Here is a 14,656-nt window from a genome sequence, read left to right as displayed (position 1 = left end):
TTTGCGTTGCCGCATCGTATCTGTTCAGCACCGGGTCGGGGTTCCTGTGGCAAGGGTGTTTGTCGCCATGGATGGCGACAACAAGCGGTCATGGATGACGAAAAGCGTCCCTTGACATAGGATCCCCGATCCGGCGCAATGACAGTGGTGAATAGTTACGCCGCATCTTCTACCGGCTCTACAGTATGGAGGTGGGCTTAGAGTCTTATGGACACTGTAAAAAAGGAAAAACATTGACCCTCAGGGAGCGGCTGAGTATAACCAACAGACATAAATTTTAAGAGCTGAAATGGTGTCGTAACGGTTTTTCATCATATTATATTGAGGAGGTTTGAAATGCATCTGGTTGATCAGATTAAAGCCAAAGCACGTGCTGATCTGCAAACTGTGGTTCTTCCTGAAGGGTACGATGATCGGATGATAGAAGCAGCAGCTAACATTGTTGCCGAAAATCTGGCCCATGTTGTACTGCTTGGCAAACCGGACGAGTTGATTGCCAAGGCCGCTACCCTGGGTGTTTCCCTTGCCGGGGTGGCTCTGGTGGAACCTAAAAACTCCGAAAGCTTGCCGGCCTATATTGATGAACTGGTCGAGTTGCGTAAAAAAAAGAACCTTACCCGAGATCAAGCCATCGCCCTGTTGACCGCTGCCGATAATCTCTATTTTGCTGCAATGATGGTAAGGTTGGGCGAAGCTGGTGGTGCGGTTGCCGGTGCTGCCAATACCACCGGTGATGTGTTGCGTGCCGCATTCCAGGTGGTCGGAACAGCCGCCAATATGAATACCGTTTCGTCGGTCTTTCTGATGGTCACCAAAACACCGGAATTTGGTGAAAATGGTGTTCTGTGCTTCGCTGATTGCGCCGTTAATCCAAACCCCGATGCTCAGGCTCTGGCTGAAATTGCCGTCAGTACCGCAGCGAGTTGCAAAAGTTTCCTCGGCGTTGATGCGCGCGTGGCTATGCTTAGTTTTTCAACCAAGGGCAGCGCCGCCCATAGCGACTGCGACAAGGTTCTCAAGGCCCTTGACATTGCCCGCAAACTGGCACCTGAATTGGCCATCGACGGAGAATTGCAAGCCGATGCGGCACTGCTCCCCAAGGTGGGCGAAAAGAAAGCCCCCGGTTCGGCGGTGGCCGGCCGCGCCAATACCCTTGTTTTCCCGGATCTCGACGCCGGCAATATCGGCTATAAACTGGTCGAACGTTTAGCTGGTGCTGAAGCGGTCGGCCCGATCATCCAGGGATTGGCAAAGCCGATTAACGATCTGTCCCGTGGTTGTTCTGTTGCTGATATCGTCAGTGTTGCCGCGATTACTGCGGTACAGGCTCAGGGTTAATGTTCGAGTGGATATAACAGCGGGCAGCCATGATTCAGCTGTATAACGTTTCCAAGCGCTACAGTCGCGATTCTATCGCGGTTAATGACCTGTCGTTGAAAATTGACAAAGGTGAATTTGTCTATGTTACCGGCGCTTCAGGCGCCGGTAAGACCACCTTTTTACGGATGCTCTACGTTGCCGAGCGGCCAACTCGTGGTCAGATCCTGGTTGCCGGCCAGAATATAACCCGTATTCGCAGTCAACATATTCCCTACCTGCGGCGCAAGATTGGCGTTGTTTTTCAGGATTTTAAACTGCTACAAAGCCGCAGTGTCTATGAAAACGTTGCTTTTGCTCTGGAAGCCCAGGGCAAAAAACGTTTTGAGGTCAGCAAAAAAGTCTATCAGGCCCTTAAGGAGGTTGGCCTGGAACATCGGTTGCAGCGCAAACCCCAGGAGCTTTCCGGTGGCGAGCAACAACGCATTGCTATCGCCCGGGCATTGGTTGTTGATCCGCTGATTTTACTGGCCGACGAACCCAGTGGTAATCTCGACCAGGGCGTGACCCTCGAAATCATGGAACTGTTCAAGCGTGCCAACGCCCGGGGCACGACGGTGCTGCTCGCTACTCACGATTATAATCTGCATGAGCGCTTTCCCCGCCGTGTCATCACCCTCGATGCAGGCAAGTTGGTCGGTGACCAGCGGCCCCTGGGTACGGTTGGTCCAGAGTAGTAAATCCCTTTTAATGGAGGTTCCAGCGGTGCTGGAAGCAGTGCGCTATTTTTTCTTAAGAGCCTTGCGCAACATGCGTCAATGGCCATTTTTGTGCAGTGCCGCGATTCTTACCATGGCGGTCTCTCTGGCCACCATTGCGACTTTTTTTCTGATTGTCGTCAACATTGAACAGTTGGCTTCACGCTGGACGCAGGAAATCCAGGTGATTGCCTATTTACAGCGGGCGCCATCGGCGCAGGAACTTCCCACGCTGATCAACAAGATGGAACAACTGGAAGGTGTAGAAAAGGTTGTTTATGTGTCGCCGCAGGCGGCGATGGAACGTTTTCGTGAGCGCCTGGGAGAAGATGCTGCGCTGCTTCAGGGGGTCAGGCCCGACCTGTTGCCGGCCTCATTTGAGCTGGGGCTGGTTGCGGAATATCGCAGTCAGAAAGGCATCGAGGTGATTATTGAACAACTGGAAAGCCTGATAGCAATCGATGATCTGCGTTATGGGCAGACCTGGCTGGAGCGTTTTAACAACTTTGTCAGCATGCTGCGTTTTGTTGGCGCCTTTGTTGGTGGTTTTTTACTCTTTGCCACCCTTTTTATTGTTGCCAACACCATCAGGTTAACCCTTTATGCGCGGCGCGATGAACTCGAGATCATGGCTCTGGTTGGTGCGACCATGCGTTTTATCAAAATTCCCTTTATGCTGGAGGGGGCGATTCAGGGATTTGTCGGTGGCTTGTTATCCCTGTTATTTTTAAGCGCTTCTTTTTCATTGATCATATCAAAGAGCTTGAATGCTTTCTGGTTGACGCCGGCGGATTTTGATCTGCTGTTCCTTACTGCAGCTCAACAGCTGTTTTTAGTGCTGGCAGGTGTTGTCCTTGGTGTTCTCGGCAGCCTTTCGTCTTTGCGCCGCTTCGTCCGCATCTGATGTTGAAACGAATTTCTTTTTTGCTGATGGCTGTTAGCGCTTTTGTGCTGGTCAGTTTAGTGAGCGCCGACGATCTGGCGCAAACCCAGCGACAGCTTGAGCAGATTCGTCTGCGTATTGAACGGGCGGAAGCCGAGATGAAGGCGCAACGCCGGTCAGAAAACGACATCAGTCGTGATCTCGCTCTGCTTAATGGTCAGCTGCAGCGTATTGATGAGCGCATCGGCGCGATCAAGGGGGAACAACAGCGTTTGCAACGCGAGGTGCAGCAGCAACAGCAACAGCTCAAACAGAGTCAGAAACTGTCCGAAGAGATTGCTAAGCGTCTCGAAGGGCGCCTGGTTGCCCTCTATAAAGAGGGAGAAAGCGGAATGCTGAAAATTCTTTTTTCTGCAGAATCCCCCAGCGAATTGATTCAGCAGTATCACTATCTTACCCGGGTGATGGAGAACGACAGGGAATTGCTTGATGAATATCGTCAGGCGATGACTACCCAACAACACCAATTGGCGCAGCTCACCACACTTCAACAACGTCAGTCCAACCTGCTCAAACGCGAAGAAGCAGAACGTCAGGAAGCGGTTGGCGCGCGTCGTCTGCACAAGCGCCTGTTGCAACAGGCGCAGATACAAAATAAAAAACTACAGGAAGAACTGACCGGATTGCAGCAGGATGCCATGCGCTTAAAGGGCTTACTGGAACAGCTGCAAAAGACACCGCCGCCACCCGCTGCCGCAACGACTGGGGTGGTGCTTGATTTTGCCAAACAGAAAGGTCAATTGAATTGGCCCCTGGAAGGGGCTGTGCTGATCAGGTTTGGTACCCAGCGTGATGACAAGCTTGGCACTATTTATGATAGTAATGGCCTTGAAATTGCCGCCAATCCCGGCGCAGAGGTGCGCGCTGTCGCTAATGGCCAGGTCGTATATGCCGATTATTTCAGAGGTTATGGAAATCTCTTGATTGTCAGCCATGAGGGGGAGTATCACACCCTCTATGCTCAGCTGGATCGTTTGCGCAAAAAAACCGGTGATCCGGTTGCAACCGCTGAGCTGATCGGTCACAGTGGATTGTCAGGTCGGCAAAGTATCTATTTTGAAATTCGTCACAAGGGTGCTCCGGTTAATCCATTGAGCTGGCTAAAGCAACTGTGAACAGGAGTAAGCTGATGTTGTTGCGTACGTGGTTGCTGGGTTTATGTTGTGTTTTGCTGATCAACCCCGGCATGGGTTTGGCTGAGCCGGCGTTGAACAGCCAGGAAGATTACCAGAATCTTGAGCTGTTGACAGATGTGCTGACCCTGGTTCGCGACAACTATGTTAAAGAAATCAGTCTTGATGAATTGATTCGCGGAGCCGTGCGTGGCATCTTCGATAATCTCGATCCCCACAGCAGTTACCTCGATGCTGACATGTATGAGGATCTTAAGGTCGAAATACAAGGTGAATTCGGCGGTATCGGCATTGAACTGGCGGTCAGGGATCGCAAGTTGATCATTGTCGCTCCCATTGAAGGCACACCGGCGTGTGTTGCCGGTATTCTGCCCGGTGATCAGATCATTGCGATTAATAGCACAGCCATGCGTGATGGTGACATGATGCAGGCTGTCCGCCTGTTGCGCGGTCCGGTGGGTGAGGAGATCAAGCTGACGATTTCTCGGGGAACAGCAGGTGAACCCTTCGAGGTGACCCTCATACGCGAAATTATTCAGGTACAGTCGGTGCGTAGCCGCCTGCTCGACAATAATTACGGCTACCTGCGTCTGATCCAGTTTCAGGAACGCAGCGGTGCTGACGTTGCCGAACATCTGCTGCGCTTGCGCAGTCAAAGCGATAATGAACTCAATGGGCTGATTCTCGATTTACGTAATAATCCTGGTGGACTACTGGATGCTGCCATTGCTGTGGCGGATTTGTTTATTGCCGACGGATTGATTGTCTCTGCATCCGGCCGGCACCCGGAAACACAACAGTCTTTCTCGGCGCAGGCAAGCAATATAGAACCGGACTATCCGATGGTGGTGCTTATCAATGGTGGCAGTGCCAGTGCCTCGGAAATTGTTGCCGGCGCCCTGCAGGATCATCAACGCGCTATTATTCTCGGCGAGCAGAGTTTTGGAAAGGGTTCGGTGCAGACGATCATTCCCCTGCCTGATCGGGCGGGCTTGCGCTTGACCACAGCTCATTATTACACCCCCGTTGGGCGCTCGATCCAGGCGCTGGGCATTACCCCTGACATTGTTGCGCCGCAGATGATATTGACTCACCAAAGTGCTGCGGCCGGTATGCGTGAACTGGATCTGGATAAGCATCTGCCGGCACAGTCACCTGCCGCGCCAACCCGGGAGTTGTCGCCACAGGCATTGCAGGAATTACAAGATCTGAACAGCGATTATCAGCTGCAGCGTGCCCTTGACCTGCTGAAAGGGTACCGTCAGTTCAGGCGCAATGCAGGAACTCCTGGTACTGAAAACAATACAACAGCAGAAAGAATACATCCCTGATGGCACCAGCTAAAAAACCAGCAGCCCGCAAAAAACCGGCTAAAAAATCAACATCTCGGCCTGCGTCAAAACCGGTTTTAAGCCAAACAGTGCGCATGCTGCTGGCAGCCCTCTTTCTGGTTGTTTTTGTCCTTGTCTGTTTGTTGGCTTTAACGACCTTACGTGACCAGTTGTTGTCGCGTTCCGATTCAATTGTCTATGAAGAACCGGTTAGTGACGATCAGCCGCCACGTCAGTATGACTATGATGATATTTTCAGGCTGGTTGATCTGCAATTGATCAGTGGTCCACAATCACAGGGTTGGCGTCGGGTTTCAGCAGCGGATGGGGTGGATACGCGGGAAATATTCGGGGTTTTTCCTGCGCCCGGCCGGCTGACAGAGCTGGTGCAGCATATTGAACAAACCCGCGCTCCGGCGCAGATGAACATTGCCGAAAAGGAAAGGATTGTCCAGCTGTACTGGGAGGGACAACTGCAACTCAGGCTGATTTTTCAGCTTCCTGTCGCTGATGATGCCACGCAACCTTCTCGTATTGCTATTATTATTGACGATCTGGGATCCTCACTAACAATCCTGCGTCAATTTCTTGATCTGGGCTTGGCTCTGACTCCTTCAATTCTGCCGGGCAGTGATCGGGCCGCCGCATCGGCGGCGCTGCTGCGTAATGCCGGTCGCGAGTATCTGATTCATGTTCCCATGGAACCGCGCAGTTATCCAGAGACCAATCCAGGTGCTGATGCCCTGCTGTTGCAGCATTCGGAGGAGGATATCCGCCGCTGGATGCGGCACTATCGCGACCAGGTGCCCGGCGCTGTCGGTATGAACAACCACATGGGTTCGCGCTTTACCGAACATGCTGAGCCGATGCGGATTGTGCTTGATGAATTGAAGCGGCAGAATCTGTTCTTTATCGACAGTGTCACCATCAACAGTTCGGTTGCCTTTGCCGAAGCACGGCGCATGGGAGTTCAAACTGCCGCGCGAGATATTTTTCTCGATAACGAAGAGGATGTTGACTATATCCGTAAGCAGCTGCGCAAGATGGTGCAACTGGCAAGGACGCAGCGCGAGGTGATCGCTATAGGCCACCCTCATCCACAAACCCTTGAGGCTATCCGACTTGAAAAAGAATGGTTGCTGGCACAACCGATCGATTTTGTTCCTGCCTCAGCATTGGTGCGACGTTACCGCGACTAATGTCACGTTTGGTTGGTCCGTTTAGATCATTCTGAGGCCTTTTGGTCGTTGACAAGGCGCCTCGACCCTGGCCTGGTGTGCGCTAAATTCTGGAGTCGTAACCCAGCCACCGGCCAAAAGGGCCAAAATGGAATGTATCTGTTCAGCACCGGATCGGGGATCCTCTGTCAAGGGGCGCTTTTCGCCGTCCATGACCGCTTGTTGTCGCCATCCATGGCGACAAACACCCTTGTCACAGGAGCCAAAGGCCCTGCACAAGGGCATAGCTGATTAGTGACGATGGAATGAACCAATCGGGGCACTACAGGGTTGTGGTTATGGGTGGATGGGAGATAATGAGGAACTTTCTGTGATCGATGCTTATCTTAACCCGGCGGTAGTTAAGGTCGCCGAACTGGTCGGCGCCCTGCAGGGACTAATCGAAGACAACTTTGTCGAGGTACTGGTTCAGGGGGAGTTGAGCAATGTGTCACGGCCTGGCTCCGGACATCTCTATTTCACCTTGAAGGATTCATCAGCTCAGATCCGCTGTGCCATGTTTCGCAGTCAGGTGCGTCTGTTGAATTTTCGCCCACAGGATGGCGAAAGCGTTGTTTGTCGCGGTCGGGTGTCGGTTTATCCGCAACGTGGCGATCTGCAGTTGATTGTCGAAGAAATGAATCCCGAAGGGATCGGCAGCCTGCAACAGGCTTTTGAGGAAGTGCGGTTGCGTCTGGAAAAAGAAGGACTTTTTGCTCGGGAACGAAAAAAAAATCTGCCGGCCTTTCCACAAACCATCGGCATTGTGACTTCGGCCAGCGGGGCCGCATTTCAGGATATTTTGCAGATACTACGGCGCCGGGCGGTCGGTGTGACGGTCTTGCTGTACCCGGTCCGGGTTCAGGGTGTTGGCGCCGCCGCAGAGATAGCCGCCGGGATAGCCGCTCTCAATCGTTACGATGATGTTAATGTCTTGATTGTCGGTCGTGGTGGCGGCTCAAAAGAAGATTTGTGGGCATTCAACGAAGAAGTTGTCGCGCGCGCCATCGCTGCTTCACAGATCCCGATCATCGCGGCGGTAGGTCATGAAACCGATGTGACCATCGCTGATCTGGTGGCCGACTTGCGCGCACCGACCCCCAGTGCCGCTGCGGAACTGGTTGTCCACAATCGTCTCGAGCTGGAGCGCCATCTTGACCAATTGCTGCTGCGTCTCGGCCGGCAAATGCGCTGGCAGATCAATCTGCTTGCCAGCCGTCTGGATGGCATCGAGAAAAGACTCAAGTCACCAGCTGAGCAGTTGCGCCGGCAACAGCAGCAGATTGCCCAACTGCTGGGTCGTCTTGCTCAGGGAATGCGTCATCTTTGTGAAAACCGCCATCATCGTCTCCATCTGCTGGCGGCGCGTTTGGCCGCCTTATCGCCAATGTCGGTGCTGGGGCGCGGTTATGCCATTGTTCAGCGCGACACAGAAGTAGTTTTTTCCAGCAGACAGGTACAATGTCATGATGATTTGCGCGTTACTCTGGCGCAAGGTCAATTGCAGGTGAAGGTGACCGCAGTGACGGCTCCAGCGCAAGAAGATGCGGATCCCTCTTGACCTGTAACCACCAGGGTGTTGATAATTGTTAAAAAGTACCTGTTCAGCACTGGATCTTCGGCTCCTATGTCAAGGGACGCGATTGTTTCCCGTTGGGTCAGCCATGACCGCTTGTTGTCGCCGTCCGTGGCGACAAACACCCTTGCCACAGGAGCCCCGATCCTGCGCAAGGATACTGGTGTATAGTTACATTTAAACAAAGTTTAAGGGATAGATCATATGTCTAAGAAGAACGGGTTTGAGGCGGCATTGCAGCGGCTTGAAGATGCCGTTGAACAGTTGGAGTCGGGGGAACTTTCTCTGGAAAAAGCCCTTGCGGTGTTCAGTGCCGGGGTAAAAGAAGCCGATTTGTGCCGTGAATCCTTGCGGACGGTGGAGCTTAAAGTCGAACAATTGCTCCTGCAGGCCGATGGCAGCGAAGCGCGAGTGCCCCTCAATGGACACTAATGGTGGCGAATTGCAAGCTTATCTTGGTCGGCAACTGGCATTGATTGAAGAGGCTCTCCACCGATTTATGCCGGCTGCCGCTATTCGTCCCGACCGACTCCATGAAGCGATGCGTTATTCGGTGTTGGGCGGCGGCAAGCGTATTCGCCCGGTGTTGTTGCTGGCGGCTTGTGAGGCGGTTGGTGGTGATCCCCGAAAGGCTCTGCCGGCAGCCTGTGCGGTTGAGATGATCCACGCCTATTCGCTGATTCATGACGATCTGCCGGCCATGGATAATGACGATTTGCGCCGCGGGCGTCCGACCAACCACAAGGTCTATGGCGAGGCGACAGCTATTCTTGCCGGCGACGGTTTATTAACTGAAGCCTTTGTCTTGCTCAGTCGCAATGATGTGTTAACGGATGTCACTACCGCTGATCGTCTGGCAATCATCAATCTGCTGGCAACCCATGCCGGTACCCGTGGCATGGTCGGTGGTCAGATGGTCGATATGGAAGTGGAAGGGTCCACCATTGATCTGCCGATTCTTGAATATATCCATACCCACAAAACCGGTGCACTGATCAAGGCGGCGGTGGGAATAGGAGCGATCGTTGGTGGTGCGTTAGCGCAACAGCGCGAGGCGCTGCAGCGTTATGCTGCTGCGGCCGGTTTGGCGTTCCAGATTGCTGATGATATCCTCGATGTGACGGCCATGACTGATGAGCTGGGTAAACGCAGCGGCAGCGACCAGCAACGTGGCAAAGCAACTTATCCGGGTTTTTTTGGTTTAGCAGAGGCGCAGCAGCGCGCTCGTGAACTTAATGACATTGCCATTGACTCTTTGCAACTTTTTGGTGAAGAGGCCCAGCCGCTCCGAGCTATTGCGCGTTATATTATTGAACGTTCATACTGATCTTTGTGGTGCACGATGTGACGGAACTTGCCGGTTAAATCCGGTTGACAAGGAGAGTAAATGGAAAGGCTATTGTCGCAGATTCAGTCGCCGGAGCAGCTTAAAGCCCTCGACAAGAAACAACTGCCCCAATTAGCGCGCGAACTGCGTGAACAGATCGTGACAACGGTGGCCGCAAATGGTGGGCATCTGGGCAGTTCCCTGGGGGTTGTTGAGCTGACCATTGCCTTGCATCGGGTCTTCAATACACCCGCAGACAAAATTATCTGGGATGTCGGGCATCAGGCCTACGCTCACAAGCTGTTGACCGGTCGGCAGGGGCAATTTGCTACCCTGCGTCAATGGCGAGGTCTCAGCGGCTTCCCCAAGCGTAAGGAAAGCATTCACGATGTCTTTGATGTCGGCCATTCCAGCACCTCGGTCTCTGCTGCTCTGGGGATGGCCGCTGCCGGGGATATCCTGGGTGCTGATGACCGGATTGTCGCGGTCATCGGCGATGGTTCACTCACTGCCGGAATGGCGTTTGAAGCCCTCAATCATGCCGGTCATCTGAAACAGAAGATGGTGGTTATATTGAACGACAACGAGATGTCGATTTCGCGCAATGTCGGTGCCCTTTCGTCGTTCATGAGCCGCAAGATGACCTCCGATACCTTTATCCGGTTCAAAAAGGAAACGGAAAACCTGCTGAACTATATCCCCGGCATTGGTCGTGATCTGGTCGGTATCGCCAAACGGGCCGAAGAATCGCTGAAAAGCTTTATGACCCCGGGCATGCTCTTTGAGGGGTTCGGTTTTGACTATTTTGGCCCCCTAGATGGGCATAACCTCGATGATCTGATGGAAACCCTGCACAATGCAGCCCAGATTAAAGGCCCGGTGCTGCTGCACATATTGACTCAAAAAGGTCGCGGCTATGAGCCGGCGGAAAAAAACCCACCCAAATTTCATGGGATCGGCCCCTTCGACGCGCAAACCGGCGAAGTTGCGGCGCCCGCTGCCGATGTGCCCCCGTCCTACACCGAAGTTTTTGGCCGCACCCTGGTCGCTCTCGCCGCTGAGGATAAGCGGATTGTCGCTATTACCGCCGCCATGGCGGAAGGCACCGGCTTAAAACAATTTGCACAACTCTATCCGCAGCGCTTTTATGATGTCGGCATTGCTGAACAGCACGCCGTCACCTTTGCTGCCGGTCTGGCTGCCCGCGGATTGCGCCCGGTTGTCGCGATCTATTCGACCTTTATGCAACGCGCTTTTGACCAGGTATTGCACGATGTCTGTCTGCAGAACCTGCCGGTGACCCTGGCCCTTGATCGTGGTGGTCTGGTCGGAGCTGACGGCCCGACCCACCATGGTGCCTTTGATCTGTCTTTCTTGCGTTCGATTCCCAATATGATTCTGGCTGCTCCACGTGATGAATATGAACTGCAGCGGCTGATGAAAACGGCGCTGACCGTAGAAGGTCCCTTTGCCTATCGCTATCCCCGTGGCAAGGGGACGGGGGTTGCCCTGCCCGCGACGATTGAGCCGGTTGCCATCGGCCAGGCTGAGTTGCTGCGTGAAGGCAAAGACGGGTTAGTTATCGCCGTCGGCAATATGGTTCGCGAAGCTCTTGCCGCCGCAGAGGAGCTGGCCCAAGAGGGGGTTGAAGTCAGTGTGTTGGACGCACGCTTTATCAAGCCGCTCGATCGTACGCAAATCATAGCCCTGGCGGAAGCGACCCCCTTTGTCATGACAGTGGAGGAAAATGTGCTGCAGGGGGGCTTTGGCTCAGCCGTTCTGGAACTGCTCAGTGATGTCGGGCTGCAGGTACCGGTGGTACGTCTTGGTATCCCCGATGCCTTTATTGAGCAGGGTTCGCAGGGGCAACTTTATGCCGCCCTTGGCCTTGATGCCGAGCACATTGCCGTCCGCATCCGCAAACTGGTCAAAGTGGAGGGGCGGCGGCAATTGATTGGCTGATTTTCCAGCAGGTTTTACTCCTTGTCAGCTCCCAGGTAGCGGCTGGCCCAACAGGCAATCAGCTCGCCAACATACAGGGCATCTGCCTCCTTTGACAGGAGATGATCGGTATGATCGAGGCTGATAAAGGATTTGGGATGTCTGGCCGCCTGAAAAATCAGTCGTGCATTATCAATGTCGACCACCGGGTCACCTGGTGAATGCAACACCAGTAACGGGCGCCCGAGTTTTCTGATTCTCTCTTCCGACTTGTGGGTTGCCAGATCGGCAACAAACTCCTTGCCAAGGGTAAAACTCCGCCCGGCAATGTCAACCCTGGCCGAGCCTTTTTCTTTGATTTCTTTCATAGCCGTGTTCAGCAGATGAGTCACATGCTTCGGATCAAAAGGTGCGGCGATGGTTACCACCGCGCGCACCGCAGGGATAAGGCTTGTTGCCTGCAATACGGCAGCGCCGCCAAAGGAATGGCCAATCAGAATATCCGGACCCTGAGCGTTCTGCTTGAGCCAGTTGGCAGCAGCCACCAGATCACCGATATTTGATGACAGGTGGGAAGATGCAAAGTCCCCCTGACTGTCACCAAGACCGGTAAAATCGAAGCGTAGTACCCCCATCTGTTGACGCGTCAGGGCGCGGCTGATATGGCGGGTTGATTTAAGGTTTTTGCCGCAGGTAAAGCAGTGAGCAAACAGCGCCCAGCCGCGTGGCTGGGCTTTTTCAGGCAAATCGATGATGCCTGCGAGTTGATGACCGCTGTCAGGATTGGTGAAGCTGATCTGTTTGCTGTTCATGCTGTCTCCGTGGTTCTCGTCGGGGTTGTTAATCAATATTGTCAAATCCGATCCGGTATCTGAACTTTGCGTGACTTTTCTGTTAAATTATTTTATACGGTACCCTGCAACAGCATTCAAGGAGATGGATCATGGCGCGCAAAATATTTATCGCCGCAACCGGCATGAACAGTGGTAAAACGACCACCAGTTTATCCCTGATGCATATGGCGTTGCGTAAATACAAAAATGTCGGGTTCATCAAGCCGATCGGGCCCAAACCGGCTGAGTTTCAGGGTCAGGCAGCAGATAAAGATGCGGTATTGATGGCACGTTATTTTGGCCTCGAGGACGACCTGCCACTGATGTCCCCCTTTGTTCTTAAAAACGGTGATACGCGCCGGGTGATGGATGGAGAATTATCCCGCGAGCAGATCCGCGATCAAGTATTTGGGGCAATCAGGAAACTGGATGAAAAAAATGATTTTCTTATTATTGAAGGTGCCGGTCATACCGGGGTTGGCACCCTGCTAGGGTGCAACAATGCGCATATTGCCAGGGTTACCGGGGCGACGGTACTGTTGGTTACCGGTGGTGGGCTCGGCAATGTAGTCGATGCCGCACAGCTCAACCTGGCGTTGTTTCAAAAAGAGCAGGCGCGGGTGAAGGCGATCCTGGTCAACAAGATAATCCCGGAAAAACGTGATCAGACGTTGAAGTATCTGGAAATGGCCTTCGCTGACGAAGATATCAAGGTGTTGGGCGGGTTCAATTATCAGCCGATCCTGGCCAATCCGACCATGCGGCGTATTGCCGGGGTACTAGAAGTTGAATTAAAAGCCAATCCCGATCAGGCCCAACGCATTATTCATCATGTGCAGATTGGCGCTGCTTCAGCGCAACGGGTGGTGGAGTTGCTGCGCGACTCTACCCTGGCGATTGTCAACAGCAGTCGTGATGAATTGCTGGTAACCCTGTCCAACCTCTATCATCTGGATGAATATCGTCCCAAGATTGCCGGCTTGATTATTCCGGGTTCGAGTCAGATCAGCCATGTTACCATGAAAATTATTAACAGTAGTGGCATCCCCTATATGATCGCCAAACGCACCTCATCAACCGTTTTTGAAATGATCAGTGACGATGTTTCCAAATTGACGGTGGAAGATACGCACAAACTCAAGTTGTTGACCGAACTGGCCGAAAAAAGATTGGACTTTGACGAAATTGATGCATTGCTTGACGATTGAAGGTGATGCCGGCACAGAGCCGTCTTGAGCTGATTACGGAACCTATATTTGCGACTTAACCAATGGAGAGAAAAAGTATGTTGATCAGGGTGCGTTTTAAAGATGGTCGCATCGACCTGGTTCCGTCTGAAGTTCTCGACGAAATGATTCTGATGAGCGAGATAGAGCGGATTGAACGTAACAACAGCTGGGTAGTGCTGGGGGAGGATCCGGTTCGCAGTACCTTGCGCGGGCGTTATTACGGCTTGACGAAGCAGCGGAAAAAATGATGTGTTAGTGCTGTCCAGGGGGGGCAGGTGTCCAGCTATTTCTTTCCTTCTTTCTGAATGTTATGGAAAACATGATGTCTCATAGCGCCCCTTTACTGCGAGTCCAGGATTGGGGCGTGGTTATCTACAACGAAGCTTGTGTCCGGCAGAACGCGATGGTTCAGGCCCTGTTGTCAGGCCGTGGCACCAATGCCCTGATACTGACTGAACATCCACCAACCGTTACCCTCGGCCGGCGCGCAGGGGACTCCGATTTGCGTTGTCGGGATGGGGAATTTGCCCAGCGTGGCGTCACCTTGCAGCGGGTGAATCGTGGTGGCTTGGCCACTGCCCACGAACCAGGCCAGTTGGTGGTTTATCCGGTGCTTGAATTGCCCGTTAGGGACCTGCGCCATTTTACCTCCAGCTTCCTCCAGGTTGTTGTCGATCTGCTGGCGCAATATGATGTCGTCGGTGAGTTGAAACCAGGCAGCCCGGGGGTCTGGGTGAAAGGGCGAAAAATCTGCAGTTTCGGCATTGCCTTGAAACGCTGGGTCACCTCTCACGGGATAGCTTTGAATCTGCATAATGATTTGTCGACCTTTGCTCTGATTGTCCCCTGCGGGGTGCCGAACGAGCAGATAACCTCCCTGACCCGGGAAACCGGCAAGCCGGTTGACATGCAGCAAATCAAAGAGCAGGTGGTGAAGCTGTTTTGTCAGCAATTCGGCTATCAGCCTGTTTATGGGGACGAGTGATGAGTGATGAGTGATGAGTGATGAGTGATGAGTGATGAGTGACGAGTGACGAGTAAGCAGTAAGCA

The 14,656-nt window shown here is 53.1% G+C and carries 15 protein-coding genes; 14 read left to right on the top strand and 1 reads right to left on the bottom strand.

All coding sequences use genetic code 11. The features are described from left to right. Positions 1-336 precede the first annotated feature (336 nt). From pta to dxs, 11 genes are all read left to right on the top strand, one after another. Positions 337-1,338 (top strand): phosphate acetyltransferase, encoded by a 1,002-nt coding sequence (gene pta, locus AC6F7T_RS00085; protein ID WP_500715904.1) that lies wholly within the window; start codon positions 337-339, stop codon positions 1,336-1,338. 29 nt (positions 1,339-1,367) lie between these two features. Further along, complete coding sequence (gene ftsE, locus AC6F7T_RS00080) at positions 1,368-2,054, top strand: cell division ATP-binding protein FtsE (protein ID WP_500715903.1); 687 nt, start codon at positions 1,368-1,370, stop codon at positions 2,052-2,054. A gap of 28 nt (positions 2,055-2,082) precedes the next feature. Beyond that, positions 2,083-2,979: a permease-like cell division protein FtsX gene (ftsX, locus tag AC6F7T_RS00075; protein WP_500715902.1), complete on the top strand. Its 897-nt coding sequence runs from the start codon at positions 2,083-2,085 to the stop codon at positions 2,977-2,979. Next, positions 2,979-4,133 carry a peptidoglycan DD-metalloendopeptidase family protein gene (locus AC6F7T_RS00070; protein WP_500715901.1) on the top strand — a complete coding sequence of 385 codons (1,155 nt, stop codon included), beginning with the start codon at positions 2,979-2,981 and terminating at the stop codon, positions 4,131-4,133. Before ftsX ends, AC6F7T_RS00070 begins: the two co-directional genes overlap by 1 nt. 14 nt (positions 4,134-4,147) lie before the next feature. Further along, complete coding sequence (locus AC6F7T_RS00065) at positions 4,148-5,482, top strand: S41 family peptidase (protein WP_500715900.1); 1,335 nt, start codon at positions 4,148-4,150, stop codon at positions 5,480-5,482. Between the two features lie 95 nt (positions 5,483-5,577). Further along, on the top strand, positions 5,578-6,681 hold the full coding sequence (locus AC6F7T_RS00060; protein ID WP_500715899.1) for a divergent polysaccharide deacetylase family protein: 1,104 nt from the start codon (positions 5,578-5,580) through the stop codon (positions 6,679-6,681). Positions 6,682-6,813: 132 nt separating this feature from the next. Continuing rightward, complete coding sequence (locus AC6F7T_RS00055) at positions 6,814-6,951, top strand: hypothetical protein (protein WP_500715898.1); 138 nt, start codon at positions 6,814-6,816, stop codon at positions 6,949-6,951. Positions 6,952-7,033: 82 nt separating this feature from the next. After that, a complete protein-coding gene (gene xseA, locus AC6F7T_RS00050; RefSeq protein WP_500715928.1) occupies positions 7,034-8,260 on the top strand; it encodes an exodeoxyribonuclease VII large subunit in 1,227 nt (408 codons plus the stop codon). Positions 8,261-8,479: 219 nt separating this feature from the next. Beyond that, positions 8,480-8,707: an exodeoxyribonuclease VII small subunit gene (xseB, locus tag AC6F7T_RS00045; protein WP_500715897.1), complete on the top strand. Its 228-nt coding sequence runs from the start codon at positions 8,480-8,482 to the stop codon at positions 8,705-8,707. Continuing rightward, positions 8,697-9,602 (top strand): farnesyl diphosphate synthase, encoded by a 906-nt coding sequence (locus AC6F7T_RS00040; RefSeq protein ID WP_500715896.1) that lies wholly within the window; start codon positions 8,697-8,699, stop codon positions 9,600-9,602. Before xseB ends, AC6F7T_RS00040 begins: the two co-directional genes overlap by 11 nt. Before the next feature lie 60 nt (positions 9,603-9,662). Next, the gene (dxs, locus tag AC6F7T_RS00035) at positions 9,663-11,564 is read left to right on the top strand and encodes a 1-deoxy-D-xylulose-5-phosphate synthase (RefSeq protein ID WP_500715895.1); all 1,902 of its coding nucleotides are present in this window, start codon (positions 9,663-9,665) and stop codon (positions 11,562-11,564) included. A 14-nt stretch (positions 11,565-11,578) separates the two neighbouring features. On the opposite strand, the gene AC6F7T_RS00030 is transcribed toward dxs, so the two are convergent. Next, the gene (locus AC6F7T_RS00030; protein WP_500715894.1) at positions 11,579-12,355 is read right to left on the bottom strand and encodes an alpha/beta fold hydrolase; all 777 of its coding nucleotides are present in this window, start codon (positions 12,353-12,355) and stop codon (positions 11,579-11,581) included. A gap of 131 nt (positions 12,356-12,486) precedes the next feature. Here AC6F7T_RS00030 and AC6F7T_RS00025 point away from each other — a divergent pair, with 131 nt between their 5' ends. The 3 genes from AC6F7T_RS00025 to lipB all read left to right on the top strand — a co-directional run bounded on the left by AC6F7T_RS00025 (position 12,487) and on the right by lipB (position 14,590). Beyond that, complete coding sequence (locus AC6F7T_RS00025) at positions 12,487-13,584, top strand: AAA family ATPase (protein ID WP_500715893.1); 1,098 nt, start codon at positions 12,487-12,489, stop codon at positions 13,582-13,584. Positions 13,585-13,661: 77 nt separating this feature from the next. Beyond that, positions 13,662-13,853 (top strand): GSU3473 family protein, encoded by a 192-nt coding sequence (locus AC6F7T_RS00020; protein WP_500715892.1) that lies wholly within the window; start codon positions 13,662-13,664, stop codon positions 13,851-13,853. A gap of 116 nt (positions 13,854-13,969) precedes the next feature. Further along, the gene (gene lipB, locus AC6F7T_RS00015; protein WP_500715891.1) at positions 13,970-14,590 is read left to right on the top strand and encodes a lipoyl(octanoyl) transferase LipB; all 621 of its coding nucleotides are present in this window, start codon (positions 13,970-13,972) and stop codon (positions 14,588-14,590) included. Positions 14,591-14,656 lie beyond the last annotated feature (66 nt).

This window comes from Pelovirga sp., assembly GCF_059864205.1.
The sequence above is the reverse complement of the archived record's forward strand: the minus strand, read 5'-3'. Positions and strand labels throughout refer to the sequence as shown.

Bases quoted from the DNA above. Each gene is read 5' to 3' on its own strand.
- AC6F7T_RS00040 (WP_500715896.1), top strand. From the start codon at position 8,697: ATGGACACTAATGGTGGCGAATTGCAAGCTTATCTTGGTCGGCAACTG.
- pta (WP_500715904.1), top strand. From the start codon at position 337: ATGCATCTGGTTGATCAGATTAAAGCCAAAGCACGTGCTGATCTGCAA.
- xseB (WP_500715897.1), top strand. From the start codon at position 8,480: ATGTCTAAGAAGAACGGGTTTGAGGCGGCATTGCAGCGGCTTGAAGAT.
- AC6F7T_RS00055 (WP_500715898.1), top strand. From the start codon at position 6,814: ATGTATCTGTTCAGCACCGGATCGGGGATCCTCTGTCAAGGGGCGCTT.
- AC6F7T_RS00070 (WP_500715901.1), top strand. From the start codon at position 2,979: ATGTTGAAACGAATTTCTTTTTTGCTGATGGCTGTTAGCGCTTTTGTG.
- AC6F7T_RS00030 (WP_500715894.1), bottom strand. From the start codon at position 12,355: ATGAACAGCAAACAGATCAGCTTCACCAATCCTGACAGCGGTCATCAA.
- ftsE (WP_500715903.1), top strand. From the start codon at position 1,368: ATGATTCAGCTGTATAACGTTTCCAAGCGCTACAGTCGCGATTCTATC.
- AC6F7T_RS00020 (WP_500715892.1), top strand. From the start codon at position 13,662: ATGTTGATCAGGGTGCGTTTTAAAGATGGTCGCATCGACCTGGTTCCG.
- AC6F7T_RS00060 (WP_500715899.1), top strand. From the start codon at position 5,578: ATGCTGCTGGCAGCCCTCTTTCTGGTTGTTTTTGTCCTTGTCTGTTTG.
- AC6F7T_RS00065 (WP_500715900.1), top strand. From the start codon at position 4,148: ATGTTGTTGCGTACGTGGTTGCTGGGTTTATGTTGTGTTTTGCTGATC.
- dxs (WP_500715895.1), top strand. From the start codon at position 9,663: ATGGAAAGGCTATTGTCGCAGATTCAGTCGCCGGAGCAGCTTAAAGCC.
- AC6F7T_RS00025 (WP_500715893.1), top strand. From the start codon at position 12,487: ATGGCGCGCAAAATATTTATCGCCGCAACCGGCATGAACAGTGGTAAA.